Here is a 23,297-nt window from a genome sequence, read left to right as displayed (position 1 = left end):
ACGGGTGGCGTGCTCCGCCCCGCGCCCGCCGCTGAGCGGGATCAGGCGGGGAGCGACGCCTCGATCAGGTCGACGATCCGCGGGTCGTCGGGCTCGACCGTCGGGCGGAACCGGTGGACCGTGCCGTCGGCCGTGATCAGGAACTTCTCGAAGTTCCACTTCACCCGGCCGGCCTTGCCGTTCTCGTCCTCCGCCTTGGTGAGCTCCGCGTAGAGCGGGTGCGCCGAGCGGCCGTTGACGCGGACCTTCTCGAACATCGGGAAGGTGACCCCCCAGGTCGTCGAGCAGTACGCCTTGATCTTGTCCTCGTCGCTCAGCTCCTGGAGGAACTGGTTGCTCGGGAAGCCGAGGACCGTGAATCCGCGCTCCCCGTAGCTCTTCTGCAAGGCCTCGAGCTTCTCGTACTGCGGGGCGAGGCCGCAGCGGGAGGCGACGTTGACGATCAGCCGCACGGGCGGGTAGTCGGCGAGGGTCGACGTGGTGCCGTCGATCGTGGTGAGGGGGATGTCGGCGATCGTGTCGGGCACGGAGGGCTCCTTCGGACGTGGTGCGTCGACGCTACTCCCCGCCGCCGAGGGAACCCCGAGTCGTGGAGGCGGCTCGCTGCGGGTTCCCGCGACGGTCCGGGGTTCCCTCGGCGCGCACCTGCCTCCACCATGGGGGGATGGCCGCCTCGCAGCAGATCGTCTCGGTCGGCGGGCGGAGGCTGCGGCTGACGAACCTCGACAAGGTCGTCTACCCGGAGACGGGCTTCACCAAAGCCGATGTGCTCTCCTACTACGCCTCCGTCGCCTCCGCGATGCTGCCCCATCTCGCGCGCCGCCCGGTCACCCGGAAGCGCTGGGTCGACGGAGTGGGCACCGCCGAGCATCCGGGCGAGGTCTTCTTCGAGAAGAACCTCCCCTCCTCCGCCCCCTACTGGCTGAGCCGGACCCGGCTCGCGCACTCGTCGCGCGACGTCGAGTACCCGCTGGTCGACGACGTCGCCGGGCTCACCTGGCTGGCGCAGCAGGCGGCGCTCGAGCTGCACGTCCCCCAGTGGCGGGTGGGCTCCGACAGCGAGCGCCGTCCGCCCGACCGTCTCGTGCTCGACCTCGACCCGGGCGAGGGGGCGGGCCTCGCAGAGTGCGCCGAGGTCGCGTTCCTCGCCCGCGACCTGCTGGAGGGGATGGGGCTGGCTCCGCTGCCGGTGACCAGCGGGAGCAAGGGGATCCACCTCTACTGCCCGCTGGACGCCTCCGCCTCCAGCGACCAGATCTCGGCGGTCGCGCACGAGCTGGCGCGCGCGCTCGAGTCGGACCACCGCGACCTCGTCGTCTCGGACATGAAGAAGACCCTGCGCGAGGGCAAGGTCCTCGTCGACTGGAGCCAGAACAGCGCGGCGAAGACGACCATCGCCCCCTACTCCCTCCGGGGGCGCCTCCGGCCGGCCGCCGCCGCGCCCCGCACGTGGGAGGAGCTGGGTGCCGACAACCTGCGCCACCTGTCGCCCGACGAGGTGATGGAGCGGCTGCGGAGCGACGGCGACCTCCTCCGCCCGCTGCTCGCCGCCCGGGGTGCCGGGCTCGAGCCGACCCCGGAGCGGATGGCGGGCTTCGCCGCGACGGACGCCTCCTCCGACCGCCTGGCGACCTACCGCAGCATGCGCGACGCGTCGAAGACGCCGGAGCCGGTGCCTGAGGCGGCGTCCGCGGGCACCTCCTCGGGCGACTCCTTCGTCATCCAGGAGCACCACGCGCGGCGCCTGCACTACGACTTCCGGCTCGAGCACGACGGCGTCCTGGTCAGCTGGGCGGTGCCGAAGGGCCCGCCGCTGGAGGGCGACCCGAACCGGCTCGCGGTGCAGACCGAGGACCACCCCCTCGAGTACGCGACCTTCGAGGGCACGATCCCGGTCGGCGAGTACGGCGGCGGCGAGGTGCGCATCTGGGACGAGGGCACCTACGCGCTCGAGAAGTGGCGCGAGGGGAAGGAGGTGATCGCGGTGCTGACCGGCCGCCCCGACGGCGGGCTCGGCGGCGAGCCCCGTCGCTACGCCCTGCTGCACACGGGCTCGAGGGAGGGCGCCGAGAAGAACTGGCTCCTGCACCTGATGGCGCCGGGTCCCGCTCACGGGCACGGAACGCAGCGACGGGGCCGGGCGGCCGCGTCCGCCGCGTCGCCCGCTCCCCGCCCCGCACCCTCCGCCGACCGCCCGGCCGAGGACTCCGCTCCGCGCCGCCACCGCCCCATGCTCGCCACGGCCGGACGCCGCGGCGACGTGGACCCCGGGGCTGCGATCGAGATGAAGTGGGACGGCTACCGCGCTCTCGTGCGGGTGCAGGGCGGCACCGCGACCCTCACGAGCCGCAACGGCAACGACCTGACCGCGGCGTTCCCCGACCTGCTCGCCCCGCTCGCCGAGGCCGCCGCCGACGCCGTGCTCGACGGCGAGATCGTCGCCCTCGACGCTCGCGGGCGCCCCGACTTCGGCGCCCTGCAGACCCGCGGCGGGCTGACGAAGCCGCGCGAGATCGAGGCGGCCGCCCGGTCCACTCCGGTGCACCTGATGGTCTTCGACCTGCTCGAGCGCGCAGGAGAGGACCTGACCGGGAGCGACTACGACACCCGTCGCTCGGCACTGGTCGAGCTGGTCGCCGAGAACGAGCGCGTGCACGTCCCGTCCGTGTTCGACGGCGACCTGGAGGAGGCGATGGCCACCAGCCGCACCCTCGGCCTCGAGGGCGTGGTCGCCAAGCGCCGCGACTCGCGCTACCAGGAGGGCAGCCGCTCGCGCGACTGGATCAAGCTCACCCACCACCGGCTGCAGGAGGTCGTGATCGTGGGCTGGCGCGAGGGCGAGGGCGGCCTCCAGGGGTCGGTCGGGGCGCTGCTGACCGCGATCCCCGGCGAGGACGGGCTCGCGTACTCCGGCCGTGTGGGCACCGGCTTCAGCGACCGCGAGCGCCGCGGCCTGGTCGACCGCCTGGCCGAGCACGCCACCGAGGAGCCCGCCGTCTCCGTCCCTCCGCTCGAGTCGCGCGGCGTGCACTGGGTGTCGCCCGTCCTGGTCGGCGAGGTCCGCTACCGCGAGCGCACCGCCTCCGGCACCCTCCGCCAGCCGGTCTGGCGCGGCTGGCGCGCCGACAAGGCCGCCGAGGACGTCCGCGTGGAGGAGCCGGGCAGCTGACCCTCCGGTCTTCCGACGGAGAGGCCCGGGAACGCGGCTCGCGCCGCCGATCCGCTGCGCCCCCGGGCACCTCAGTCCAGGCGCACCCCGCGCAGCAGGAGGAGGGTCGCGCCGACCGCGGCACCGGTGCCGATGAGGACACCGCCCGCTCCGGCCGCCGCCGCGAGGACGCCGAGCAGGCTGGGCAGTGCGATCAGCCCGAGGCGGTTCCCGGCCAGGCGCAGCGCGAGGGCGCGGCCGTGGCGGTCGGCGGGGGTGCGCTCGATCAGCCAGGACATCGTGATGGGCTGGCCGATCCCGAGGCCCAGGCCGAGGGCGGCGACCGCGACGAAGAGGAGCACGGTCGGCGCGGGCAGGGCGACCAGCACCAGGCAGAGCGCCGAGATCAGGATGCCGCCCACCATCACCCGGGTGCGCCCGAGCCGGGCGGTGGCCGCGCCGAGGAGGAGCCGCGAGGCCATCGACGCGAGCGCGCGCACGGTGAGCAGGGCTCCGACGACGCCGGCCGGGAGCCCGCGCTCGGCGCCGAGGGCGGGGAGGTAGACGACGGTCAGGTCGACGGCGGCGACGACGGTCGCGCTGGTCAGCAGGGCGCGCGCGAGGCCCGGCACCCGGAGGAGACCGAGCGTCGAGCCCGGAGCCGCCGCCCCTTCCGCCGCGGGTCCGCGCGGGGACGGGCTGCGGATCCCCGCCGTCGAGACGAGCAGCAGCACCGCGAGGATCCCGCCCACGAGGAACAGCGGCGCCGGGTTGGGCCGCACCGAGCCGCCCGCGAGCACCGGGATGAATGCGGGCCCGATCGCCTGCCCGAGCGACGCGGCGAACGTGTAGTAGCCGAAGCGGCTGTCGAGCCGCGTCCCTCCGGTGCCGCCCGCGACGACGGTCTGCTGCCCGACCACGCAGCCCAGGTGCCCCGCGCCGAGCAGGGCGATGCCGAGGAGCAGCCCCGCGACGCTCCCGCCCGCCAGGAGCAGCACCGCGGCCGCTCCCACCGCGACGAGCGAGCCGACGACCATCACGGCCCGGGCGCCGACCCGGTCGACCAGCCCGCCCACCGGCAGCGCGATCAGCAGCGGCACCAGCGCGAACGAGGCGCCGAGCGCCCCGAGCGCCCAGGCCGGCACATCGAGCCGGATCGCCTGGTAGACGGCGGCCGGCCGGAGCAGGAACGCGACGGCCTGGATGAGCACGGCGTGCGCGAGCAGGGACGGAGTCGCCAGGCGGTTCCGCACGCGCGCTCCTTCCCGCGGCGCTCGGCCGAGCACCCGCTCCCCCATCCTCCTCCCGGTGCCGCCGCCGAGTCGCCCGGAAGGGATCGTCCTGCCCCCTCGAGAACGGGCCTTCTCGTGCGACTCAGCCCTGCGGCGGCGGCGAGGGGAGCGCGTGCGCGGGCAGGGTGCCGAGGCGGTGCCGGCCGCGGAGGAGGAACCAGGCCAGGCCGATCCCGACGACCGCGGCGATCACGACGACCGCGCTCCAGCGCAGCTCCTCCCCGTAGACCTCGACGCGCGGCCACGCGAGGTCGACCGTCATCGCCGCGCCCCAGAGCACCGCGACGACGTTCACCGGCAGGCCCGCGCGGCCGAGCGAGAAGCGCCCGGGCGCGGCTGCGGGCCACCGGCCGCGGAGCCGGGCGATCAGCAGCGGCACCGTCACCAGCAGGTAGGCGAGGTAGATCAGGATGACCGCCACGCTCGTCACGGCCGTGAAGATCGCCGGCGTCCCGATGTTCACGACCAGGATCAGCACCGCGAGCACCCCCACGACCAGCGCCGGCGCCACCGGTGTCCCGCGCCGCGGGTCGACGCGGGCGAGCACGCGGCTGCCGGGCAGGGCGTTGTCGCGGGCCATCGCGAAGATCAGTCGGATGGCCGCCGTGTGCACCGCCAGCGCGCACACCGTGATCGCGACGACCACGCAGAGCAGGAGGACCGATCCGAGGGGGCCGCCGAGCACCTGCAGCACGATCCGCTGCAGCCCGCCCGACGCCTGCCCGAGCGCCGGGTCGGCGAGGTCGGGCGCCGAGAGGATCCCCAGCAGCAGGATGAGGCCGCCGAGGACGAAGGAGGCGGTCACCGCCCGCAGGATCGCCGTCGGCGCGGTCCGGCGCGGATCGACCGTCTCCTCGCCGAGCGAGCCCGCGGTGTCGAACCCGTACATCACGTACGCCGACGCGATCGCGGCGATGAGGAACGCGCCGGCGTACCCGCCCGGCTTGCTCCCGCCGTAGCCGCTGGTGTCGAGCAGCACGGTCGGCGGATGCACCACGTTCACCGCGAGCACCGCCACCAGCAGCACCGCCGCGACGAGCTCGATCAGCACGCCGACGCTGTTGATCCGGGCCATCAGCTGCACGCCGCGCGCGTTGACCGCGGTGGTGAACGCGATCAGCAGTCCTCCCCAGACCACCGCGCTCACCCCCGCGGAGCCGCCGAGCTGGAACCCGCTCCAGATCTGCGGGAGCGTCGCCTGGTACGCCAGCACGACGGCCGCGAGCGTGACCACGGACGCGGTGGCCATCAGCCAGCCCGCCATCCAGCTCACCGTCGGCCCGGCGAGGCGCTTGCTCCAGTTGTAGACGGAGCCGGCGACCGGGTAGCGGGCGGCGAGCTCGGCGAAGCACAGCGCGACCATGAGCTGCCCGGTGAACACGATCGGCCAGGACCACCAGTAGGCGGGACCGCCGAGCGCGAAGCCGAAGGAGAAGAGCTGGAACGTGCCGGTCAGGATCGAGATGTAGCTCACGCCCGCGGCGAAGCTGCCGAAGCGACCGATCCCGCGGGTGAGGGAGGGGCGGTACCCGAACTCGGCGGTCCCGTCGTCGACGTCCTCGGTGGTGCTCATCGGGCTCCCCCTCGCGGGCGCGCTCGTCACACCGAGGTCAGGATGCCAGCCGCCGCCCGGCCGCACGACTCCCCCGTCCCGGGCGTCCGCCGGCGGGTGCTCAGCGCTCGCCCCGCTCCCGGTGCACAGGACTCGGGCGGCCCCCGCGGACGGGAGTGGCGTCAGCCGTGCGCCGCGAGCCGGGTGCGCTGGGGCACCAGGAGCTCGAGCAGCTCCTCGACCCCGTCGACCCGCTGCGGCTCGACCGGGTGCCCCGGTCCGCACGGCTTGTAGGCGGGCGGGTCCACGTTCAGGACGTGCCCGACGGGCCGCCCCTTCTCCCAGACCGTGAGGAGGAAGGCCCCGTCCCGCTCGTCGGGGGCGCCGATCTCGAAGACCCGGCCGCGCACGATGGCGCACTGCGGCTCCTTGCGCGCGAGGCGCACCCAGAAGGGATGGTCTCCGGTCATGGTGTCCGTCCTCCCCGGCCGACCCGCGGCCGTGCCCGTAGCGGTCGACCGGTGATCGTGTCGTCGGCGACCCGCAGGGCCACGGTACGTCCGCCTCCCCTCAGCCGATCAGGGGGTTCACTGCGGAGCCTCGCAGTGGTAGCGGACGCCGGACGCATCCGGGTCCGCACCACGGGGAACCACTCACTGCCCGTAGGAGTCCTCGTAGCCGGCACCACTGGTCAGCTCGCCGTCGCCGGGTTGCACGGCATGCTCGCCGGTGAGCGCGTCGATCCGCGCGCGCAGCCGTGCCACCTCCGCCGCGTTGTCCGGTTCGGGCAGGTCGCTCGGCGTGGTCTCGACGATGAGGGCGGCCGCGGCGTTCACGAGGAAGGTGGCATCGACCGTCCCGCCGTCGGCGCCGATCCCCGTGTACTCGACGGTGTCGGCCGCGCCTTTCGCGGCGAGGGCGACGGCGTACTCGACGAGCGCGTCGGCCGCCTCGTCCCCCACGAGGATCGTCTTGTCGGCGAAGAGGATGTGCTTCATGCCGTCCATGCTCGGCAGCGCCGGCCGCGTGGAGGGAGGCGGTTGGCAGAGGACCGCCGCTGACGGAAGACCTGGACAGATCGAGCAGAGAATGGCAGGCCGGGTTGTCGGATCCCTCCGGTCTGCGGAAGGGTGATGGCAACGGCGGGCGCCTGCCGGCCGGAGATCAGGGGCTGGAGACGCCGATGGGGAAGTTGCACTACGACGGGACCGTCGAGATCGACTTCGAGGACCGCGTGCTCGCGCACCTGCAGATCGTCATCACCGCGAAGCTGCGCCGCAACGAGTCGTTCCTGCTCAGCTGGCGCGACGACCACAGCATGGGCGACGGCCGCAGCGCGATCTGGATCCACCCCTCCCACGCGCTCCGCTACAAGTACTTCGGCGGCCGGATGCCCCGCATCAACCCCGCCTGGATCTCCGCGCTCACCGACCTCGCGAACTCCGCGGGCGGGCTGTACGTGATCTCGGAACCCGCCGAACCGGTGCGTCCCCCGGCGAAGGGCGACCAGCTGTGAAGCGCATCGACCTGATCTACAACGGCACCGCCTACACCGTCAACAACAGGAGCCTCGACGAGTTCCGCGCCGAGGTCGAGGCCGCCCTGGCCTCCCCGACCCCGCAGTGGCTGACCGTCAACTACGGCGAGGGTCGCGCGAACCCGGCGCTCCTCCTCATCACGCCGTACACCCCGCTGTCGATCATCACGAACGACTTCGACGAGCTCAACGCAGAGTACGAGTAGCGGCGGACCTCCGAGAGGTCAACCACGTCGTCCGGTCGATCCGCGCGCCGTACCGTCGGGCAGGACCTCGTCGACGTCGTGCGCGGACCCCGCACGGCGACACCCGATCGACACCTCCCGCGCCTCGGCGCACGACAACGGCCGCGGACACCCGGCCAGGAGCCGTGATGACAGATCCCGCCTTCGCCGTCCTCGACGACCTCATCGCCGCCCTCGAGCGTCCCGGCTCGATCGACCCCGGCCTGAGCCGCTCCGTCGCCGTGCAGGCCGCCGTCCTCCGGCTCCCGTCGCCCCGCACCATGCACCGTCCGCGCCCGACGAGCCGCTTCACGGGCCGTCGCCTCGTGCGCCCGGGCAGCGCAGCCAGGCGGGCTCCCGCGCGTCACCGCGTCGTGGTCCCCGCCGGTCCGGCGGAGCGTCGCTCCGAGCGGAGCCGACGGCTGAAATGGGCGCGGTGACCGACTCCGACGCTCTCTGCGACCCGTATCTGCGCGGGTATCCGATCGACGGCGTCGCGATCTCCACGCTCGGCAGCCCCTTCGGCGGCGAGACCGTCGCCGCGAGCGACAGCACCGCGAGCCGGCTGGACGAGATCCAGATCGACCTCGGCGAGGGCCCGTGCTGGGAGGCGATCCGCGCTGCCGGCCCCGTCTCGGTGCCGGACACCGGCGCGGAGGAGCGCTGGCCGCTCTTCACCGAGGCGATCGGCCCCACGGCGGTGCGCGCGGTCTTCGCCTTCCCGCTCTCGATCGCGGGGCTCTCGATCGGCGCGGTCGACCTCTACTCCCGCCGCCCCACGTCGCTCAGCGACTCCCTCCTCGGCCGGATCAGCGCCTCGACCACCGCGACGGCGCTGCTGGTGCTTGCCGCGGTGCTGCGCGACAACGAGGTCGAGGAGAGCACGAATCCGCGCTCGCGACGCGTGGTGCACCAGGCGACCGGCATGATCATCGCGCGCTACGGCAGCACGGCCGAGGAGGCGCAGCTGCTGCTGCGCGCCCACGCCTTCGCCCAGCAGCGCTCCGTCGTCGATGTCGCCTCCGGCATCGTGGCCCGGCACGACGGGTTCCCCGACCGCCCTCTCACCGCCCAGGACGACACATGGTGACGAACTCCCGCGAGCGCAGCGTCATCCAGACGTTCGTCGCCCTCTCCGACACACTGGTCGACGACTACGACGTCGTCGACTTCACCCAGACCCTCGTGGAGAGCAGCGCGACCCTCTTCGACGCCGTCTCGGCGGGGCTCGTCCTCGCCGACTCCACCGGCTCCCTCGAGGTGCTCGCCTCCACGGACGAGGACACCCGGCTGATCGAGCTGCTCCAGCTCGACAGCGGGTCGGGCCCGTGCATCCAGTGCTTCGAGACCGGGCGGCCGGTGATCGTCGAGGACGCCCGCGCCGTGGGCGAGGAGTGGGCGGAGTTCCGGACGCTGGCGGTCGAGCTCGACGTGCTCTCGGCGCACTGCGTGCCGATGCGCTCGGCGGGGACGACGATCGGCTCCCTCAACCTCTTCCAGGCCCGGCCGGGGCGGCTCGATCCTGACGACATCGCGGTCGTGCAGGCGTTCGCCGACGTCGCGACGATCGGGATCCTGCACCAGCGCGCGCTCCAGCAGAGCACGGTCACCCAGGAGCAGCTGCAGCACGCCCTCGACAGCCGGGTGCTGATCGAGCAGGCGAAGGGGATCCTCGCCTACGCCCACCGCACCACGGTCGAGCAGGCCTTCGAGGTGCTGCGGGTCCGCGCGCGAGCGACGTCGACCCCGATCACGACGCTCGCCCAGGAGATCATCCGCGACTACCGGCGCTGACGCTCCGCGCCCGCGGAGCAGGAGCGGGGCGCATCCGCGCCGGCGGCGCCGCGGCTCGGAGCTCAGTACTCGTTCTCGAGCTCCCACGTCGCGCGGGGGTCGACGTCCGAGGCGGGCACCGGACCGCCCGCGCCGTCGAGCGCGTCGAGGCGCTCGAGGATCTCGGCGCTCGACTCCGCCGCTGCGCTACCGGTCCCTGCGACCACCAGGGGGACGCCGAGCCCGATGGTGAGCGTCACGACGGAGGAGGGGGCCGAGTCGTCGGCGACGCTGACCGTGCTCATCCGGTGCTGCTGCGCGAGCGCGAGCGAGTAGCGGACGACGGCGTCGGCGGTCGCGTCGTCGAGGGAGAGGGAGCCACCGGTGTGGAAGAGCGTCGTCATGGTCAAGTCCTCGCAGGGCAGGCGGATGGGCATGGTTCCGTCACCGGGGGCCAGGATGCGGTGCGTTCACGCTACGCCCCGGGCGCTCGCGGGTGCAGGTCTTGCGCCGAGGCGTGCCCCTGGCGCATGGTTCGCTCCCGACGCCCGAGCAATTCCCCCATGGCTCTGAGGCGGCCCACATGTTAACGTGAACAGACGCGTCGGTCCCCTCGGCTCGACGCATCCCTCCCCTGAAGGAAAGGTCTCGACGATGAGACGACGCTCCCCGGAGCCCCCTGCCGCCGCGCCTCGGCGCCGCGTGCGATCCCTCTTCCTCTCCGCTCTCGCCTGCACGAGCGTCGCCCTCACCGGCGCTCTCGTCCCCGTCTCGGCGCAGGCCGTCGACGTCCCGGCGCCCACCGCGCACTACGACATGTCGCACGCCGGCTCGGCCCTGCTCGACATCTCGGGCAACGGACGCAACGCCACCCTGACCGGCCTCACCGACGCGTCCTTCGCGAACGCCGGCGGCGACCAGGTCGCCCGGTTCAAGAACGACGGCTACGCGAGCCTCCCCCAGGGCCTGGTCACCGGAGCCGACAACGCCTTCGCCGTCGAGTACACGGTGAAGACGCAGACCACCGCCAACCAGTTCGGCTGGGTCATCGGCGACGGCGTCGGCCCGTGGAACACCACACAGCTCGGCAACCACGTCTTCGTGAACCCGCGCAACCCCGACGGCTCGCCCAGCGGACAGGTCCTCGCGGGCATCCGCGTCAAGGAGCCCACCAGCAACGGCGAGACCCGCATGCCGTTCGGCGGCACGCTCAACCCCGGATTCACGACGCTCACGCTCGTCGGCACCGGCACCGGCTCGAACACCGTCCTCACGCTCTACCGCGACGGCACGCAGATCTCGACGGCGAACACGGCGAAGTCGATGGCGAGCATCGTCCCGACCGGATCCACGCTCGGCTACCTCGGGCGCTCGCTCTACACCGGAGACGCCCTGGTGACCGCCGACGTCACCGACGTGAAGTTCTGGGACACCTCCCTCACCGCCGAGCAGGTCGCCTCGAGCATGCCGACCGCCGACGCGAAGGCGTCCGCGACCTCCGCCCTGCTGCGCTCGGACATCCAGCCCGTCCTGCTGGCCGGCAACCCGTCGCTGACCCAGGTCTCCTCGAACCTGACGCTGCCCGCCTCCAGCAGCGGCGTCCCGCTCACCTGGACCTCCTCGAACAGCGCGGTCGTCTCGACCACCGGCGTCGTCTCGCGCACGATCGCGCAGAACACCCCGGTGACTCTGACGGCGACCACCGCTCAGGGCGCGACGATCGCCTTCGACGTCGTCGTGCTCGCCCCGAGCATCAACGACGACCTCGACGCGCTGAAGCTCGCCACGCGCACGACCGAGAACCTCCCCCTCGCGGTGAAGGGCGCCAAGAACGGCACCGACATCACCTGGACCTCGTCCGACCCGGCGCTCGTCACCCCGACGAACACGTCCTACGCCGCTCCGGCGGTCGGCGCGGCCGACCCGTACCGCGGCGGCGGCGTCGTCACCCGGCCGGCCTACGGCTCCGGCGACAGGACCGTCACCCTCACCGCGAAGGCGACGCTCAACGGAGTCACCGAGACGCGCGCCTTCACCCTGACCGTCGCCGAGCTCGGCCGCACCGCTCCCGACGCGGGCTACGCCTCAGCGTACTTCAAGTCGGACGGCGACGAGAAGATCTACCAGGCCGCGACCTCGGGCAACGACTTCTTCACCTTCTCGCCGGTCAACGGCGGCAAGGCGGTCATCACCTCGACGACCGACACGAAGGGCCTGCGCGACCCGTTCATCCTCCGCTCGCACAACGGCGACAAGTACTACATGGTCGCCACCGATCTCTGCATCTCCTGCGGCACGAACTGGGGCGACGCCCAGTCCACGGGCAGCCTGAAGATCGAGGTCTGGGAGTCGACCGACCTGGTGCAGTGGACCCGCACCAACGGCGCCGACACCGGCATCACGGTCAACCAGCCGGCCGCCGGCATGACCTGGGCGCCCGAGGCGTACTGGGACGACGCGCTGCAGTCCTACGTCGTGTTCTTCTCCTCGCGCCTGTACTCCGACGCGACGAAGACCAACAACGACAAGCTCTACTCCCGTGTCTTCTCGGTGATCACCCGCGACTTCCGCACCTTCACCGCTCCCCCCGCCACCTGGCAGGACACGGGCTACGCGCGGATCGACTCCACGATCACGAAGATCGGCGACTACTACTACCGCTTCACCAAGAACGAGGAGGGCGGCGCCGCCGGCATCCTGGAGGCCGGGAAGGACATCTTCCTCGAGAAGTCGAAGGTCCTGACCGCCGGGACGACCTCCTCCAACTGGAGCGCCGACCCGAACACCACGTGGCAGCTCACCGACACCCGGATGACCTCGCTCGAGACCGGCCAGGCCGGCGAGGGACCCGAGATCATCAAGCTGAACGCGGGCGACCCGAACGACACCACCGGCACGGGCGACGGCTACGCCTTCCTCGTCGACAACTACGGCGACGGCGGCTACAAGGCCTTCCTCACCTCCGGAGCGGCGATTGCCGGCAGCTCGCAGACGAACCGCCTCTCGCAGTCGGCCGACTGGAACGTCTCGCCCAAGAGCCGCGCCGGCCTCCCGACCAGCCCGCGGCACGGCGCGTTCGTGAGCGTCCCGCAGACGGTCCTCACCGCCATGAAGAACTGGACCGGCGTCACTGCCGTCGACTCCACCACGACCCTCACCGCCGACGGCCGCACGGTCACGGCGACGGTCGCGGCGGCCGACAGGGGCGACGTCGTCGGCTCGGTCACCTTCACCGGCGGCTCGTGGACCTCGACCGTCCCGCTCTCCGGCGGCTCCGCGAGCGTCTCGGTCCCGGCGGGCGTGACCGGCGTCACGGCCTCCTACACCGGGTACGCGGACAAGCTGGTGCGCACGTCGGTCTCGGCCGCCGTCCCGCTGGACACCCTCGAGCTCGTCCCCGCCGTCGCCACGCGCTGCGTCGCCGGCAAGATCGTGCTCACCGCGACCGTGAAGAACACCGACACCGCTGCCGCGGACGTCACGATCGCCTCGGCCTACGGCTCGAAGTCGTTCACCGCGGTCGCACCCGGATCGTCCGCCTCCGCCGCCTTCACCACCCGCCTGGCCTCGACGCCGGCCGGCACGGTGACGGTGACCGGATCGGCGACCGGCCAGCCCGCGTTCACCGCGACGGTCCCCGTGGCCGCCGCGCGCTGCTGACGCACTGACGACGAAGGGCCCCCTCCTGCGCTCGCGCGGGAGGGGGCCCTTCGTCGTTCCCGGGTCAGACGGTGGGAGCGAGCAGGTCCGCGTGGTGGACGGCCGCCACGTTCGGGTGGGCCCGGAGGCGGTAGCGCAGCGCGTTCTCGCCGTAGGTCTCGAGGATCGGCGCGTTCGTCGGGTCGACCGAGAGGCCGGACTTGAGCTCCTCGGGCAGCGGGAGCGAGGGCATGGTGGCCGAGAGCGCGGGATTGAAGAAGAACGGGATCGAGATCCGGTCCGTCCCGATCAGCGGCGAGATCACGCGGTGCAGCGTGGCCTTGAGGTAGCCGCCCGTGGCGAGCTCCAGCATCTCGCCGATGTTGACGACGAACGCGCCCTCCATCGCGGGTGCCTCGATCCACGAGCCGTCGTGCTCGACCTGCAGGCCGCCCTTGCCGGGCTCGACCAGCAGCAGCGTCAGCACGCCGCCGTCGCGGTGCGCGCCCACGCCCTGCTTGGGCTCCGGGTCGGAGGTGCCCGGGTAGCGGACGACCTTCACCAGCGAGAACGGCCGCTCGGCGAACGCCTCGTCGAACACGTCCTCCGGGGCGTCGAGCGCGACGGCCCAGGTGCGCAGCAGCCGGATCGCGACCGCGGCGAGCTCCGCGTGCCAGCGCTCGAAGACCTCGCGGAACTCCGGCAGCGCCTCGGGCCAGAGGTTCGGCCCCTCGAGGCGCTCGTAATCGGCGACGCCGGGCCCGGCGGGAACGGCGGGTCGGTCGATGCCGATGTCGACCTGCTCGCGGTAGTCGACGTCGCCGTTGGTGAGCTCGGCGCCGAAGCGGGTGTAGCCGCGGAACTGCCGGCTGAGGGTGTTCTCGATCGCGAGCTTCTCCTCCTCCGGCAGGTCGAAGAAGCGGCGGGAGACGGCGACGACGTCGTCGAGGAGGTCCTGGGGCACGCCGTGGCCGATGAGGTAGAAGAAGCCCACGTCGTGCGTGGCCTCCCGGAGGTCGCGGCGGAAGGCGGCGGCCTCCGCCTCCCCCCGGTCGAGGCGGGACAGGTCGAGGATCGGCAGGGAATCGGTCATGCACCGACTCTCGCGCACGAACCTGCACAGCAGTCGATTGTTACGACAACCAAAACGGCGGGCCCCGCCACGGCGCGGAAGAGGTTCCTCCGCTCCGCGACCGGGCCCGCCGTGAGCGCCGAGTGTTACGGCGTGGGCATGCCGCCGTTGACGTGCAGCGTCTCGCCGACGACGTAGCTCGACTCCGGGGAGGCGAGGAACACGTAGGCGGGAGCGAGCTCGGCCGGCTGGCCCCAGCGTCCGAGCGGCGTCTGCGAGCCGACCTCGGGCAGCTTGTCGGACGGCTGGCCGCCCGCGGTCTGCAGCGGCGTCCAGATCGGGCCCGGGGCGACGACGTTCACGCGGATCCCCTTGGGCGCGAGCTGCTGCGCGAGCGCCTTCGAGAACGTGTTGATCGTGGCCTTCGTGCTGGCGTAGTCGACCAGCATCGGCGACGGCTGGTAGGCCTGGATCGACGAGGTGCTGATGATCGCGGAGCCCGGGGCGAGGTGCGGCACGGCCGCCTTCGTCATCCAGAACATCGCGTAGACGTTGGTCTTGAAGGTCTCGTCGAACTGCTCGTCCGAGAGCTCGAGGAAGTCCTCGACGTGCTGCTGCTTGCCCGCGTTGTTGACGAGGATGTCGAGTCCGCCCAGGCCCTCGACGGCCTTCGCGACGGCGCCCACCGCGAAGTCGTGGTCGGTGATGTCGCCGGGGATGGCGACGGCGATGCGGCCGGCCTCCTCGATCAGCGCGACGACCTTCTTCGCGTCGGACTCCTCCTCGGGGAGGTAGACGATCGCGACGTCGGCGCCCTCGCGGGCGTAGGCGATGGCGACGGCCGCGCCGATGCCCGAGTCGCCTCCGGTGACGAGCGCCTTGCGCCCGGTCAGACGGCCGGAGCCGCGGTAGGTCGACTCGCCGCGGTCGGCGGGGTCGTCCATCTTCGAGTCGAGGCCGGAGCCCTCCTGGTACTGGGCCTCCGTGTCGATGTCGGCGAACATCGCGGTCGGGTCTTGGAACGTGTACTGGTCGTTCTGCGGAGTCTGGTCGTTCTGCGAGGTCATGTCTCGACGCTAGGCGCGCGGGATCGGCGACCGCGCGTGCTTGACAGCCCCGATCCGCCAGGACACAGGAGGTCTTCAGGAGCCGCGGAGCCCCCCGGATCGGGGAGAATGGTGCGGTGACCCGCGACGACTCCCTGTCCTTCGACACCACGGCGCCGCTGCCCGGCTGGCAGCACGCCTACTCCGGCAAGGTGCGCGACCTCTACACCCCCGACGACGCCGACCCCGTGCTCGGCGCCGACCGCATGCTCGTCGTCGCCAGCGACCGGGTCAGCGCGTACGACGCGGTCCTCGAGCCCGGGATTCCCGGCAAGGGCGAGCTGCTGACCACGCTCTCCCTCTGGTGGTTCGCGCAGCTCTCCGACGTCCCCAACCACCTGATCCCCGGCGACATCCCCGAGGCGGTCCGCGGCCGGTCGATGCTGGTGAAGACGCTCGACATGTTCCCGATCGAGTGCGTCGTGCGCGGCTACCTCTCCGGCAGCGGCTGGAAGGAGTACCGGGAGACGGGCTCCGTCTGCGGCGTCCCGCTCCCCGAGGGCCTCCACGACGGCGACGCGCTCCCCGAACCGATCTACACCCCCGCGTGGAAGGCCCCGCAGGGCGAGCACGACGAGAACATTACCTTCGAGCGCACGGTCGAGATCGTCGGGGAGGAGGCCGCGGAGGCTCTGCGCACCCTCTCGCTCGCCGTCTTCCGCGAGGCGTCCACCATCGCCCTGGCCCGCGGCGTGCTGCTGGCCGACACGAAGTTCGAGTTCGGGGTCGACCGCGGGACCGGAGTCGTCACCCTCGGCGACGAGGTCCTCACGAGCGACTCCTCCCGCTACTGGGACGCCGACGACTACGACGCCGGCATCCGCGGCCGCTCGTTCGACAAGCAGATCGTGCGCGACTGGCTCTCCGACAACTGGGACGGCCAGGGCCTCCCGCCGACCCTCCCGTCCGAGATCGTCGAGCGCACGGCCGCGCGCTACCGCGAGCTCATCGAGCGCCTCACGCGCTGAGGCACCGGAACGACCTGTGGACGATCACCACCCTCGCGTCCGGCTGGAGGCCCGCGGCGCGGATCCGGACGAGGCGCGGCACAGCCTCGCGCGGCTCTACAACGGCGACGAGTGGCGCGCCGCCACCACCGCTGCAGACTTCAGCTACCGCTACGCCGCCATCGGCGACGGCGGGATGACCCTCCGCACCTCGCGGATGTCCGGGCGCCTCGCGGGCGGCGTGGGCGACTCGGACGACGTCGTCGTGCAGTGGATCGTGGGCGGCTCCGGCCGGATCGACGTCGGCCGCGCCTCGATCGCGATGGAGGAGAACCGTCCCGTCCTCTTCCCCGTCGGCCGGCCGTTCGCCTTCGACTACGTCGACTTCGACCAGCGCCTGGTGCACCTCGACCGGGGAGTGGTCGACCGGGTCGCCGCCGAGCGCGGCCTCGTCGGCTCCCTCGTCTTCGACTCCGAGCACCGCCCCGACGCCGCGGCGATCCGCCGCTGGCGCACGGCCGTCGCCGACTCCGCCCGCGCGCTGCGCAGCGAGCGCGTCGAGCCGCTGCTCTGGGACGAGCTCACCCGTGCCACGGCCTCCGCGCTGCTCGACCTCTACCCTCCGGAGTCCGCTCCGGTCCCGCCCGAGCTCCTCGCCCCCAGGAACGCACGGATCCGCACGGCCGTCGAGTACGTGCACGCCCACTGCAGCGAGCCGATCGGCCCCGCCGAGATGGCGGCGGCGTCGGGCCTGACCGTCCGGGGCCTGCAGTCCGCGTTCCAGCGGGTGCTCGGGATTCGCCCGATCGCCTACCTGCGCCTGGTGCGGCTCGACCGCGCCCGGGAGGAGCTCGCCGTGAGTCCGCCCCTCGGGACGACGGTCGCCGCCGTCGCCCGGCACTGGGGCTTCGGGAACGCGGGCCGCTTCAGCGCGGCCTACGCGGAGCGATTCGGCGAGTCGCCGAGCGCCACGCTGCAGCGCTGATCAGTCGACGAGCTCGGGCGGCGGCTGCCCCTCGAGGATGCGGCTGAGGCCGTCGAGCAGCACCGCGACGGTCGCGGCCTCCGATTCGGGCACCTTCGCGACCATCGCGCGGATCTGCTCGTAGGTCGGGTCGTCGGTGCCGACGATGGCCTTCTGCGCGCGCTCCGTCAGGCAGAGGATGCGGCCGCGGCCGTCGGACGGGTCGGGAGTGCGGTCCACGTAGCCGGCGCGGGCGAGGCGGTCGACGAGGAGAGAGACGGCCGCCGTCGTGATCGACAGGGCCGCGGACAGGTCGACGGCGCGGACGATCTCGTCGCGCCGCTCCCCGACTCCGATCAGCCGCAGGGCCGCGAGATCCGTGGCGCCGATGCCCAGGCGCCGCTCCACACGGCCGTCGTAGTCGCGCTCCGCCGTGCGCAATCGCGCGAGCAGAGCGAACAGGTCTGGCCGAGCGTCCATCGAGGTGCACCTTCCGAGCGGCAGGCGCCCCGGACGGGAACTCGCTGCCCCCATCGAACCACTTCTCCGGCGATCGGACGGCGTGTGTCCCGAAAGCGCAGTCGGCGCCGAGACTGTTAGTCAACCGACTTAGCAATACCTAGTGTCGACGGTGCGGCACGCCTTCCGTGCGCCGCCGACGGTGAGGAGGTGCGCGCGATGGGACGACTGCTCTACGGCGCACCCGCCAGCTCGCACTCCTTCGAGGACCGCGCCCTGGCCCACCTCCAGACCGTGATCACCTCGCGGTTCCGCCGCGGCGAGGGCTTCCTCCTGACGATCGAGGACGCCGAGGGCCGCCGGTCCGAACTGTGGCTCCACCCCGGCATCCCCACCCGCTACGAGTACGACGGCACCGCCGCGATCGAGCTGAACCCGCACTGGCTGCGCGAGCTCTCGAACGCCTCGAACGGCCGCCTCGGCCTCCACCTCCTCCCCGAAACCTCGTCGCCCGACGACCTCTCCGTGAAGAAGATCCCCGCATGAGCGACCACAACGGCACACTGTTCCGGCGCGGAGGCACCGTCCGCTTCGTCCGCTGGATCTCCTCCCGCGACGGCGGCTGGGCCCCCGAGATCGTGCAGGGGCGCTACCTCGAGCGCGACGACCGCGGCTGGCTGGTCGAGATCGAGGGCACCCCGACGGTGCTCGCGAAGGACGACTGGGCCGTCTACCGCTGACCGGCTCTGCGCTCGGCGTACTGTTAAGCAGGTGCGTTCTCGTGATCGCCGCGGCATCACCTCGGCTCCCCTCCTCCTGACGACCATCGGAACGACGAGCCTCGTCTTCCTCTGCGCCTTCGAGTCGCTCGCCGTGACGACGATCATGCCGATCGTCAGCGCCGACCTCGACGGCCGCGCCCTCTACCCCCTGGCCTTCGCGGCGACGCTCGCCGCCGCCGTGGTCGGGATGGTCGCGGCCGGATCCTCCGCCGACCGCCGCGGCCCGACGCCGTCGCTCGTGGTCGCGATCCTGCTCTTCACCCTGGGCCTCGTCGCCGCGGGTGCCGCGCAGTCGATGCCGGTCTTCGTGGCGGCCCGCCTGCTGCAGGGGCTGGGCAGCGGAGGGATCACCGTCACCCTCTACGTGCTCGTCGCGCGGGTCTACCCGAGCGAGCTGCATCCGAGGATCTTCGGCGCCTTCGCCGCGGCCTGGGTCGTGCCGTCGCTGGTGGGGCCGCTGGTGGCCGGAGTCGTCGCCGAGCTCGCGAGCTGGCACTGGGTCTTCTTCGGAGTAGTCGCCCTGGTGGCCCTCGCGAGCGCCGCGATCGCGCCGACGCTCCGCTCGCTCGAGCCGCGCGAGCGCCTCCCCTTCGATCGCCGGGCAGTGGGCCGCATCGCCCGCGCCGTGGTCGTCTCGGCCGGAGTCGTCGTGCTGAGCACGAGCGCCGAGCTCGCGCCCGACCTCGCCGGGCTCCTGGCCGCGGCCGCCGTGGTGGTCGTGGTCGTGGCGGTTCGCGCGCTCCTGCCCGACGGCACGCTGCGCGCTCGGGGCGTCCTGCCGTCGGTGATCCTCCTCCGCGCCCTCGTCGCCGCAGCGTTCTTCGGCACCGAGGTCTACCTGCCGCTGCTGCTCTCGGAGCAGTACGGCCTGCCGCCCTGGCTCTCGGGCGCCATGCTCACCGCGGGCGCCGTCTCCTGGGCTCTCGGCTCGAACATCCAGGGACGCCCGGGTACCCGCCTCAGCCACGGCGGAGCGATGCGGCTCGGCTCATCGCTCGTGCTCGCCGGCATCGGAGTCGTGCTGCTCGTCACGGTGCTCGCCCTCAGCCCGATCGTCGCGGGCGTGGGCTGGTTCCTGGCCGGCGGCGGCATGGGCACGATGTTCCCGCGGATGGGGACGATGACGCTCGCGCTCTCCGCTCCGGGCCGGGAGGGCTTCAACAGCTCGGCCCTGCAGATCGCCGACTCGACCGGCGCCTCGGTCTCCCTCGCGCTGACGGGCCTCCTCGCGGCGGCGGTCACCGGGCTGATCGGGGCCGGGACCGGGGTCTTCGCCGCGACCTTCTCGTACGCCGCGCTGATCGCGATCGTCGCGGTCGGTCTGGCCGGCCGGCTCGACGGGCTCCTGCGCCGCGAGGGACGCCGGGAGCCCGCCGAGCAGGCTCAGCTGTAGAGCGACTCCGGCACGTCGAGGCCGTAGATCGCGCGGCCGGACGACCAGATCACCGAGCAGGCGGCCCGGAGCAGATCGGTCGCGTCGTCGCCGGCGTCCACGATCACTACGGAGTCGCCGTCGAGGCGGACCTTGGCGCCGCGGACGGCGTGCGTGCCGTTCCGCGAGACCGTCGTCGCCGGGTAGGGCAGGTGCAGCTCGCGCAGGTCGCCGAGGATGTACGTCGGCCGGAGCTTGGGCTCCGCGGCGAGGAGCTGCTTGGCCCGGTCGATCCCGGTGAGCACGTGGGCGCTCTCCATGTCGGCGCCGTTCGCGCCGGCGATGTCGGTGTCGAGCCGGTCGCCGAGGAACAGCGGGTTCGTCGAGCCGAAGCGCGCGGTCGCCGCGTCGAAGATGGCCCGCTCGGGCTTGCCCGCGACGACCGGGAGCCGGCCGACCGCGGTGTGCACGGCCGAGACGAGGGTCCCGTTGCCCGGGGCGATGCCGCGCGCGACGGGGATCGTCCAGTCGGTGTTCGTCGCGACCCACGAGATCCCCGTGTGGAGCGCGAACGAGGCCTCGGCCAGCTGCTCCCAGCCGACCGTGGGCGCGAAGCCCTGGATGACCGCCGCCGGCGAGTCCTCCGCGCTGCGCGTCACGGTGAACCCGGCGCGCTCGACCTCGGAGGTGAGGCCCTCCGCCCCGACGACGAGGATCGTCGAGCCGGCCGGCACCAGGTCGGCGAGCAGCACGACCGCCGCCTGGGGGGAGGTGACGACGTCCTCGGGCCGGACGCTCAGCCCCAGCTCGGAGAGGTGCCCGGCGACGGAGGCGTCCGTGCGGGAGGCGTTGTTGGTGATGTAGCCGACCCGCAGCGTCTCGGCCGCGCGGTTGAGGCTCTCCACCGCGAAGGGGATCGCGTCGGCGCCCTTGTAGACGACCCCGTCGAGGTCGGCCAGGACGGAGTCGCGGCCGTCGAGCGGAGTGGGCTCAGTCCTGCTGCTGCGGAACATCGGCGTCCTCCTCGGTGGTGTCGGCGGATTCGACCGACTCGTCGGCGGTCGGCTCCGCCGAGTCGAGAGCCTCATCCGGGTCCGTCTCGGCGAGATCGTCGGACTCGAGGGACTCGTCCGCGAAGGTCGGCTCGTCCGTGTCGACGAGGTCGGCCTCGGCGCCAGCGGTCGCATCGGCGTCGTCCGCGTCCGCGTCGTCACCGTCGGCGATCTCCTCGGAGACGGTCCGCCGGGCGTCGTCCTCGTCCGCGTCGTCGACGGCGCTCGGGTCGTCCTCGTCCTCGTCCTCGTCGTCCAGGTAGTCGTCCGCGTCGTCGACCGCGGTCCCTTCCTCAACGCGATCGGGAGCGGACTCGGCCTCCGCCGACTCGTGCTCCTCCTCGATCACCTCGATCGTCTCGTCGTCACCGCCGCCCTCGGCCGCGAAGACGGCCTGCGCCGCGATGTCAGCGCGACGCTGCCACTCGGCCGCCTCCTCGGAGCGGCCGACCTCCTCGAGGACGAGCGAGTAGGCGGCGAAGAGATCCGGGCTGTACGAGAACGCGCGGTCCGGGTCCAGCTGCGGGATCTCGAGCTCCATGAGAGCGAGCTCCGCCTGGCCGAGGTCGAGGCGGGCGCCGGACATGGCGATGGCCAGCGACACCTGCGCGCCAGGACTCAGCGTGGTGCGGTCGATCGACCGTCCCAGTTCGAGCGCCTTGTCGGGTCGGCCGACGCCGCGCTCGGAGTCGACCATCAGCGGCACCTGCTCGTCCGAGCCGGAGATCCGACGGAAGGTCCGCAGCTCGCGCAGCGCCAGGGCGAAGTCGCCCGTCGCGTACGCCGAGATGGCCAGCGACTCGCGGACCACGGCGATGCGTCCCGCGCGACGGGCCGCCGAGAGCACGTGGCGGTGCGCCAGCTCGGGGTCCTCCTCGAGGAGGCGGCCGGCCATCACCAGGTGACGGGCGACCCATTCGGCGTTGTCCTTCGAGAGCGTGCGCAGCTCGTTGCGGGCGACCTTGTCGAGGTCCTTGGCCTGCACGTCGTCCGGAAGGTCCGGGTCGTCGTGGCGCGGACGCACCGACTGGAGGGAGCGCCGCTCGCGCTCCTCCTCGGTGAGCTCCGGCTCCTCGCGGGGGCCGCCGCGTCCGCCGCCGAAGCCCTCGCGTCCGCGTCCGCCGCCCTGGCGGTCTCCGCCGCCCCGACGATCGTCAGACCACGGCCTGCTTCCCCCATCGCGCGATCCACCGCGGAACGGCGGACGCGAGTCCCCGTCACGCTGCGGACGAGAGTCGCCACCACCACGGTAGGAAGGGCGGGAGTCACCATCACGCTGCGGACGCGAATCTCCACCGCCACGGTAAGGAGGACGGGAGTCCCCGTCACGCTGGGGACGCGACTCGCCACCGCGATAGGGAGGCCGAGAGTCACCGTCCCGCTGCGGACGCGAGTCGCCACCGCGATAGGGAGGACGCGAGTCCCCATCGCGCTGCGGACGGGAATCCCCACCACCACGGTACGGAGGACGGGAGTCCCCATCGCGCTGAGGACGGGAATCCCCACCCCCGCGGTAAGGAGGACGAGAGTCACTGTCACGCTGCGGACGAGAGTCGCCGCCACCGCGGTACGGAGGACGGGAGTCCCCGTCACGCTGCGGACGGGAGTCCACACCACCACGGTACGGAGGACGGGAGTCCCCATCACGCTGCGGACGCGAGTCGCCACCACCACGGTACGGAGGACGAGAGTCCCCATCACGCTGCGGACGAGAGTCCCCACCACCACGGTACGGAGGACGAGAGTCCCCATCACGCTGCGGACGGGAATCGCCACCACCGCGGTACGGAGGACGCGAGTCACCATCACGCTGCGGACGCGAATCCCCACCGCCACGGTAAGGAGGACGGGAGTCGCCATCACGCTGCGGACGAGAGTCCCCACCACCACGGTACGGAGGACGAGAGTCCCCGTCGCGCTGCGGACGGGAATCGCCACCACCGCGGTACGGAGGACGCGAGTCACCATCACGCTGCGGACGGGAGTCCCCACCGCCACGATAGGGAGGACGAGCATCACCGTCGCGGCGGGGGCGGGAATCGCCCGAGCCGCCGCGATCGTTCGAGGAGCGGCCGGGGCCGCCGGCGCGAGGCGGCCGCTCGTCACGACGTCCGGAGTCCCGGTCGTTGCGGTCGGATCCTGAGTCGTCCATGCGTTCCTCGCCTGTCGTGGTGATGCTCTGTGGAGTTGACCCGCCCGAGGGCGGGGAGGACGGCCGTAACCGTCGCACCACCCTAACCCGCACCGCGCTCCAGTGAGCAGCGGGGATCCGAGGTGGTGGTTAAACAGCGATGGCCACCCATTTCTGGGTGGCCATCGTGAATGGTGTCCGGCGGTGTCCTACTCTCCCACAGGGTCCCCCCTGCAGTACCATCGGC

At 72.6% G+C, this 23,297-nt stretch carries 23 protein-coding genes; 12 read left to right on the top strand and 11 right to left on the bottom strand.

Going from position 1 to position 23,297, the window contains the following annotated elements:
- Window positions 1–41: 41 nt before the first annotated feature.
- Entirely contained in the window at window positions 42–527 is a 486-nt protein-coding gene (locus C5B93_RS11620) for a glutathione peroxidase (RefSeq protein WP_244229546.1), read from the bottom strand.
- Window positions 528–664: 137 nt separating this feature from the next.
- Between C5B93_RS11620 and C5B93_RS11615 the strand changes: the two genes are divergently transcribed.
- A complete protein-coding gene (locus tag C5B93_RS11615) occupies window positions 665–3,169 on the top strand; it encodes an ATP-dependent DNA ligase (RefSeq protein ID WP_104292515.1) in 2,505 nt (834 codons plus the stop codon).
- A 71-nt stretch (window positions 3,170–3,240) separates the two neighbouring features.
- On the opposite strand, the gene C5B93_RS11610 is transcribed toward C5B93_RS11615, so the two are convergent.
- The 4 genes from C5B93_RS11610 to C5B93_RS11595 form a co-directional block, all read right to left on the bottom strand.
- Window positions 3,241–4,401, bottom strand: a complete 1,161-nt coding sequence (locus tag C5B93_RS11610) for an MFS transporter (RefSeq protein ID WP_258068208.1) — start codon at window positions 4,399–4,401, stop codon at window positions 3,241–3,243.
- A gap of 121 nt (window positions 4,402–4,522) precedes the next feature.
- Window positions 4,523–6,013, bottom strand: coding sequence for an APC family permease (locus tag C5B93_RS11605; RefSeq protein WP_104292513.1), 1,491 nt, complete (start codon window positions 6,011–6,013; stop codon window positions 4,523–4,525).
- Window positions 6,014–6,174: 161 nt separating this feature from the next.
- A complete protein-coding gene (locus C5B93_RS11600; protein ID WP_104223782.1) occupies window positions 6,175–6,462 on the bottom strand; it encodes a hypothetical protein in 288 nt (95 codons plus the stop codon).
- 183 nt (window positions 6,463–6,645) lie between these two features.
- Entirely contained in the window at window positions 6,646–6,990 is a 345-nt protein-coding gene (locus C5B93_RS11595; RefSeq protein WP_146078484.1) for a hypothetical protein, read from the bottom strand.
- A gap of 185 nt (window positions 6,991–7,175) precedes the next feature.
- Between C5B93_RS11595 and C5B93_RS11590 the strand changes: the two genes are divergently transcribed.
- The 5 genes from C5B93_RS11590 (at window position 7,176) to C5B93_RS11570 (ending at window position 9,547) form a co-directional block, all read left to right on the top strand.
- The gene (locus tag C5B93_RS11590; protein ID WP_104223784.1) at window positions 7,176–7,508 is read left to right on the top strand and encodes an ATP-dependent DNA ligase; all 333 of its coding nucleotides are present in this window, start codon (window positions 7,176–7,178) and stop codon (window positions 7,506–7,508) included.
- Entirely contained in the window at window positions 7,505–7,735 is a 231-nt protein-coding gene (locus C5B93_RS11585) for a hypothetical protein (protein ID WP_104247371.1), read from the top strand. The genes C5B93_RS11590 and C5B93_RS11585 overlap by 4 nt, the downstream gene beginning before the upstream one ends.
- A gap of 167 nt (window positions 7,736–7,902) precedes the next feature.
- A complete protein-coding gene (locus tag C5B93_RS11580) occupies window positions 7,903–8,193 on the top strand; it encodes a hypothetical protein (protein WP_104233816.1) in 291 nt (96 codons plus the stop codon).
- On the top strand, window positions 8,181–8,843 hold the full coding sequence (locus C5B93_RS11575) for a GAF and ANTAR domain-containing protein (RefSeq protein WP_104223787.1): 663 nt from the start codon (window positions 8,181–8,183) through the stop codon (window positions 8,841–8,843). Before C5B93_RS11580 ends, C5B93_RS11575 begins: the two co-directional genes overlap by 13 nt.
- Entirely contained in the window at window positions 8,837–9,547 is a 711-nt protein-coding gene (locus C5B93_RS11570) for a GAF and ANTAR domain-containing protein (protein ID WP_104239019.1), read from the top strand. The genes C5B93_RS11575 and C5B93_RS11570 overlap by 7 nt, the downstream gene beginning before the upstream one ends.
- 62 nt (window positions 9,548–9,609) lie before the next feature.
- Here C5B93_RS11570 and C5B93_RS11565 read toward each other — a convergent pair whose 3' ends face one another.
- A complete protein-coding gene (locus tag C5B93_RS11565; protein ID WP_104247369.1) occupies window positions 9,610–9,930 on the bottom strand; it encodes a hypothetical protein in 321 nt (106 codons plus the stop codon).
- A gap of 298 nt (window positions 9,931–10,228) precedes the next feature.
- Between C5B93_RS11565 and C5B93_RS11560 the strand changes: the two genes are divergently transcribed.
- Window positions 10,229–13,186: a glycoside hydrolase family 43 protein gene (locus tag C5B93_RS11560; protein WP_258068207.1), complete on the top strand. Its 2,958-nt coding sequence runs from the start codon at window positions 10,229–10,231 to the stop codon at window positions 13,184–13,186.
- 64 nt (window positions 13,187–13,250) lie between these two features.
- On the opposite strand, the gene C5B93_RS11555 is transcribed toward C5B93_RS11560, so the two are convergent.
- Entirely contained in the window at window positions 13,251–14,258 is a 1,008-nt protein-coding gene (locus C5B93_RS11555; RefSeq protein WP_104292512.1) for an isopenicillin N synthase family oxygenase, read from the bottom strand.
- Between the two features lie 125 nt (window positions 14,259–14,383).
- Window positions 14,384–15,304: a glucose 1-dehydrogenase gene (locus C5B93_RS11550; RefSeq protein WP_104267920.1), complete on the bottom strand. Its 921-nt coding sequence runs from the start codon at window positions 15,302–15,304 to the stop codon at window positions 14,384–14,386.
- Window positions 15,305–15,420: 116 nt separating this feature from the next.
- Here C5B93_RS11550 and C5B93_RS11545 point away from each other — a divergent pair, with 116 nt between their 5' ends.
- Both C5B93_RS11545 and C5B93_RS11540 read left to right on the top strand, forming a co-directional pair.
- Complete coding sequence (locus C5B93_RS11545; RefSeq protein WP_258062286.1) at window positions 15,421–16,311, top strand: phosphoribosylaminoimidazolesuccinocarboxamide synthase; 891 nt, start codon at window positions 15,421–15,423, stop codon at window positions 16,309–16,311.
- Between the two features lie 16 nt (window positions 16,312–16,327).
- Complete coding sequence (locus C5B93_RS11540) at window positions 16,328–17,275, top strand: helix-turn-helix domain-containing protein (RefSeq protein ID WP_104292511.1); 948 nt, start codon at window positions 16,328–16,330, stop codon at window positions 17,273–17,275.
- On the opposite strand, the gene C5B93_RS11535 is transcribed toward C5B93_RS11540, so the two are convergent.
- Window positions 17,276–17,734: a MarR family winged helix-turn-helix transcriptional regulator gene (locus tag C5B93_RS11535; protein WP_104326055.1), complete on the bottom strand. Its 459-nt coding sequence runs from the start codon at window positions 17,732–17,734 to the stop codon at window positions 17,276–17,278.
- 198 nt (window positions 17,735–17,932) lie between these two features.
- Here C5B93_RS11535 and C5B93_RS11530 point away from each other — a divergent pair, with 198 nt between their 5' ends.
- Genes C5B93_RS11530 through C5B93_RS11520 form a run of 3 tightly spaced genes read left to right on the top strand, consistent with a single transcriptional unit; the run spans window position 17,933 to window position 19,888 of the window.
- Window positions 17,933–18,259: a hypothetical protein gene (locus C5B93_RS11530; RefSeq protein WP_104223794.1), complete on the top strand. Its 327-nt coding sequence runs from the start codon at window positions 17,933–17,935 to the stop codon at window positions 18,257–18,259.
- Complete coding sequence (locus C5B93_RS11525) at window positions 18,256–18,453, top strand: hypothetical protein (RefSeq protein ID WP_068256013.1); 198 nt, start codon at window positions 18,256–18,258, stop codon at window positions 18,451–18,453. Before C5B93_RS11530 ends, C5B93_RS11525 begins: the two co-directional genes overlap by 4 nt.
- A gap of 31 nt (window positions 18,454–18,484) precedes the next feature.
- Window positions 18,485–19,888, top strand: a complete 1,404-nt coding sequence (locus tag C5B93_RS11520) for an MFS transporter (RefSeq protein WP_104233808.1) — start codon at window positions 18,485–18,487, stop codon at window positions 19,886–19,888.
- Here C5B93_RS11520 and C5B93_RS11515 read toward each other — a convergent pair.
- Both C5B93_RS11515 and C5B93_RS11510 read right to left on the bottom strand, forming a co-directional pair.
- Window positions 19,879–20,880 (bottom strand): HAD-IIA family hydrolase, encoded by a 1,002-nt coding sequence (locus C5B93_RS11515; protein ID WP_104292510.1) that lies wholly within the window; start codon window positions 20,878–20,880, stop codon window positions 19,879–19,881. The two genes, C5B93_RS11520 and C5B93_RS11515, sit on opposite strands and share 10 nt — an antisense overlap.
- Window positions 20,858–21,943 carry a hypothetical protein gene (locus C5B93_RS11510; RefSeq protein ID WP_258068206.1) on the bottom strand — a complete coding sequence of 362 codons (1,086 nt, stop codon included), beginning with the start codon at window positions 21,941–21,943 and terminating at the stop codon, window positions 20,858–20,860. Before C5B93_RS11510 ends, C5B93_RS11515 begins: the two co-directional genes overlap by 23 nt.
- Window positions 21,944–23,297 lie beyond the last annotated feature (1,354 nt).

This window comes from Rathayibacter sp. AY1A2 (assembly GCF_002930935.1).
GTDB lineage: Bacteria > Actinomycetota > Actinomycetes > Actinomycetales > Microbacteriaceae > Rathayibacter.
The sequence above is the reverse complement of the archived record's forward strand: the minus strand, read 5'-3'. Positions and strand labels throughout refer to the sequence as shown.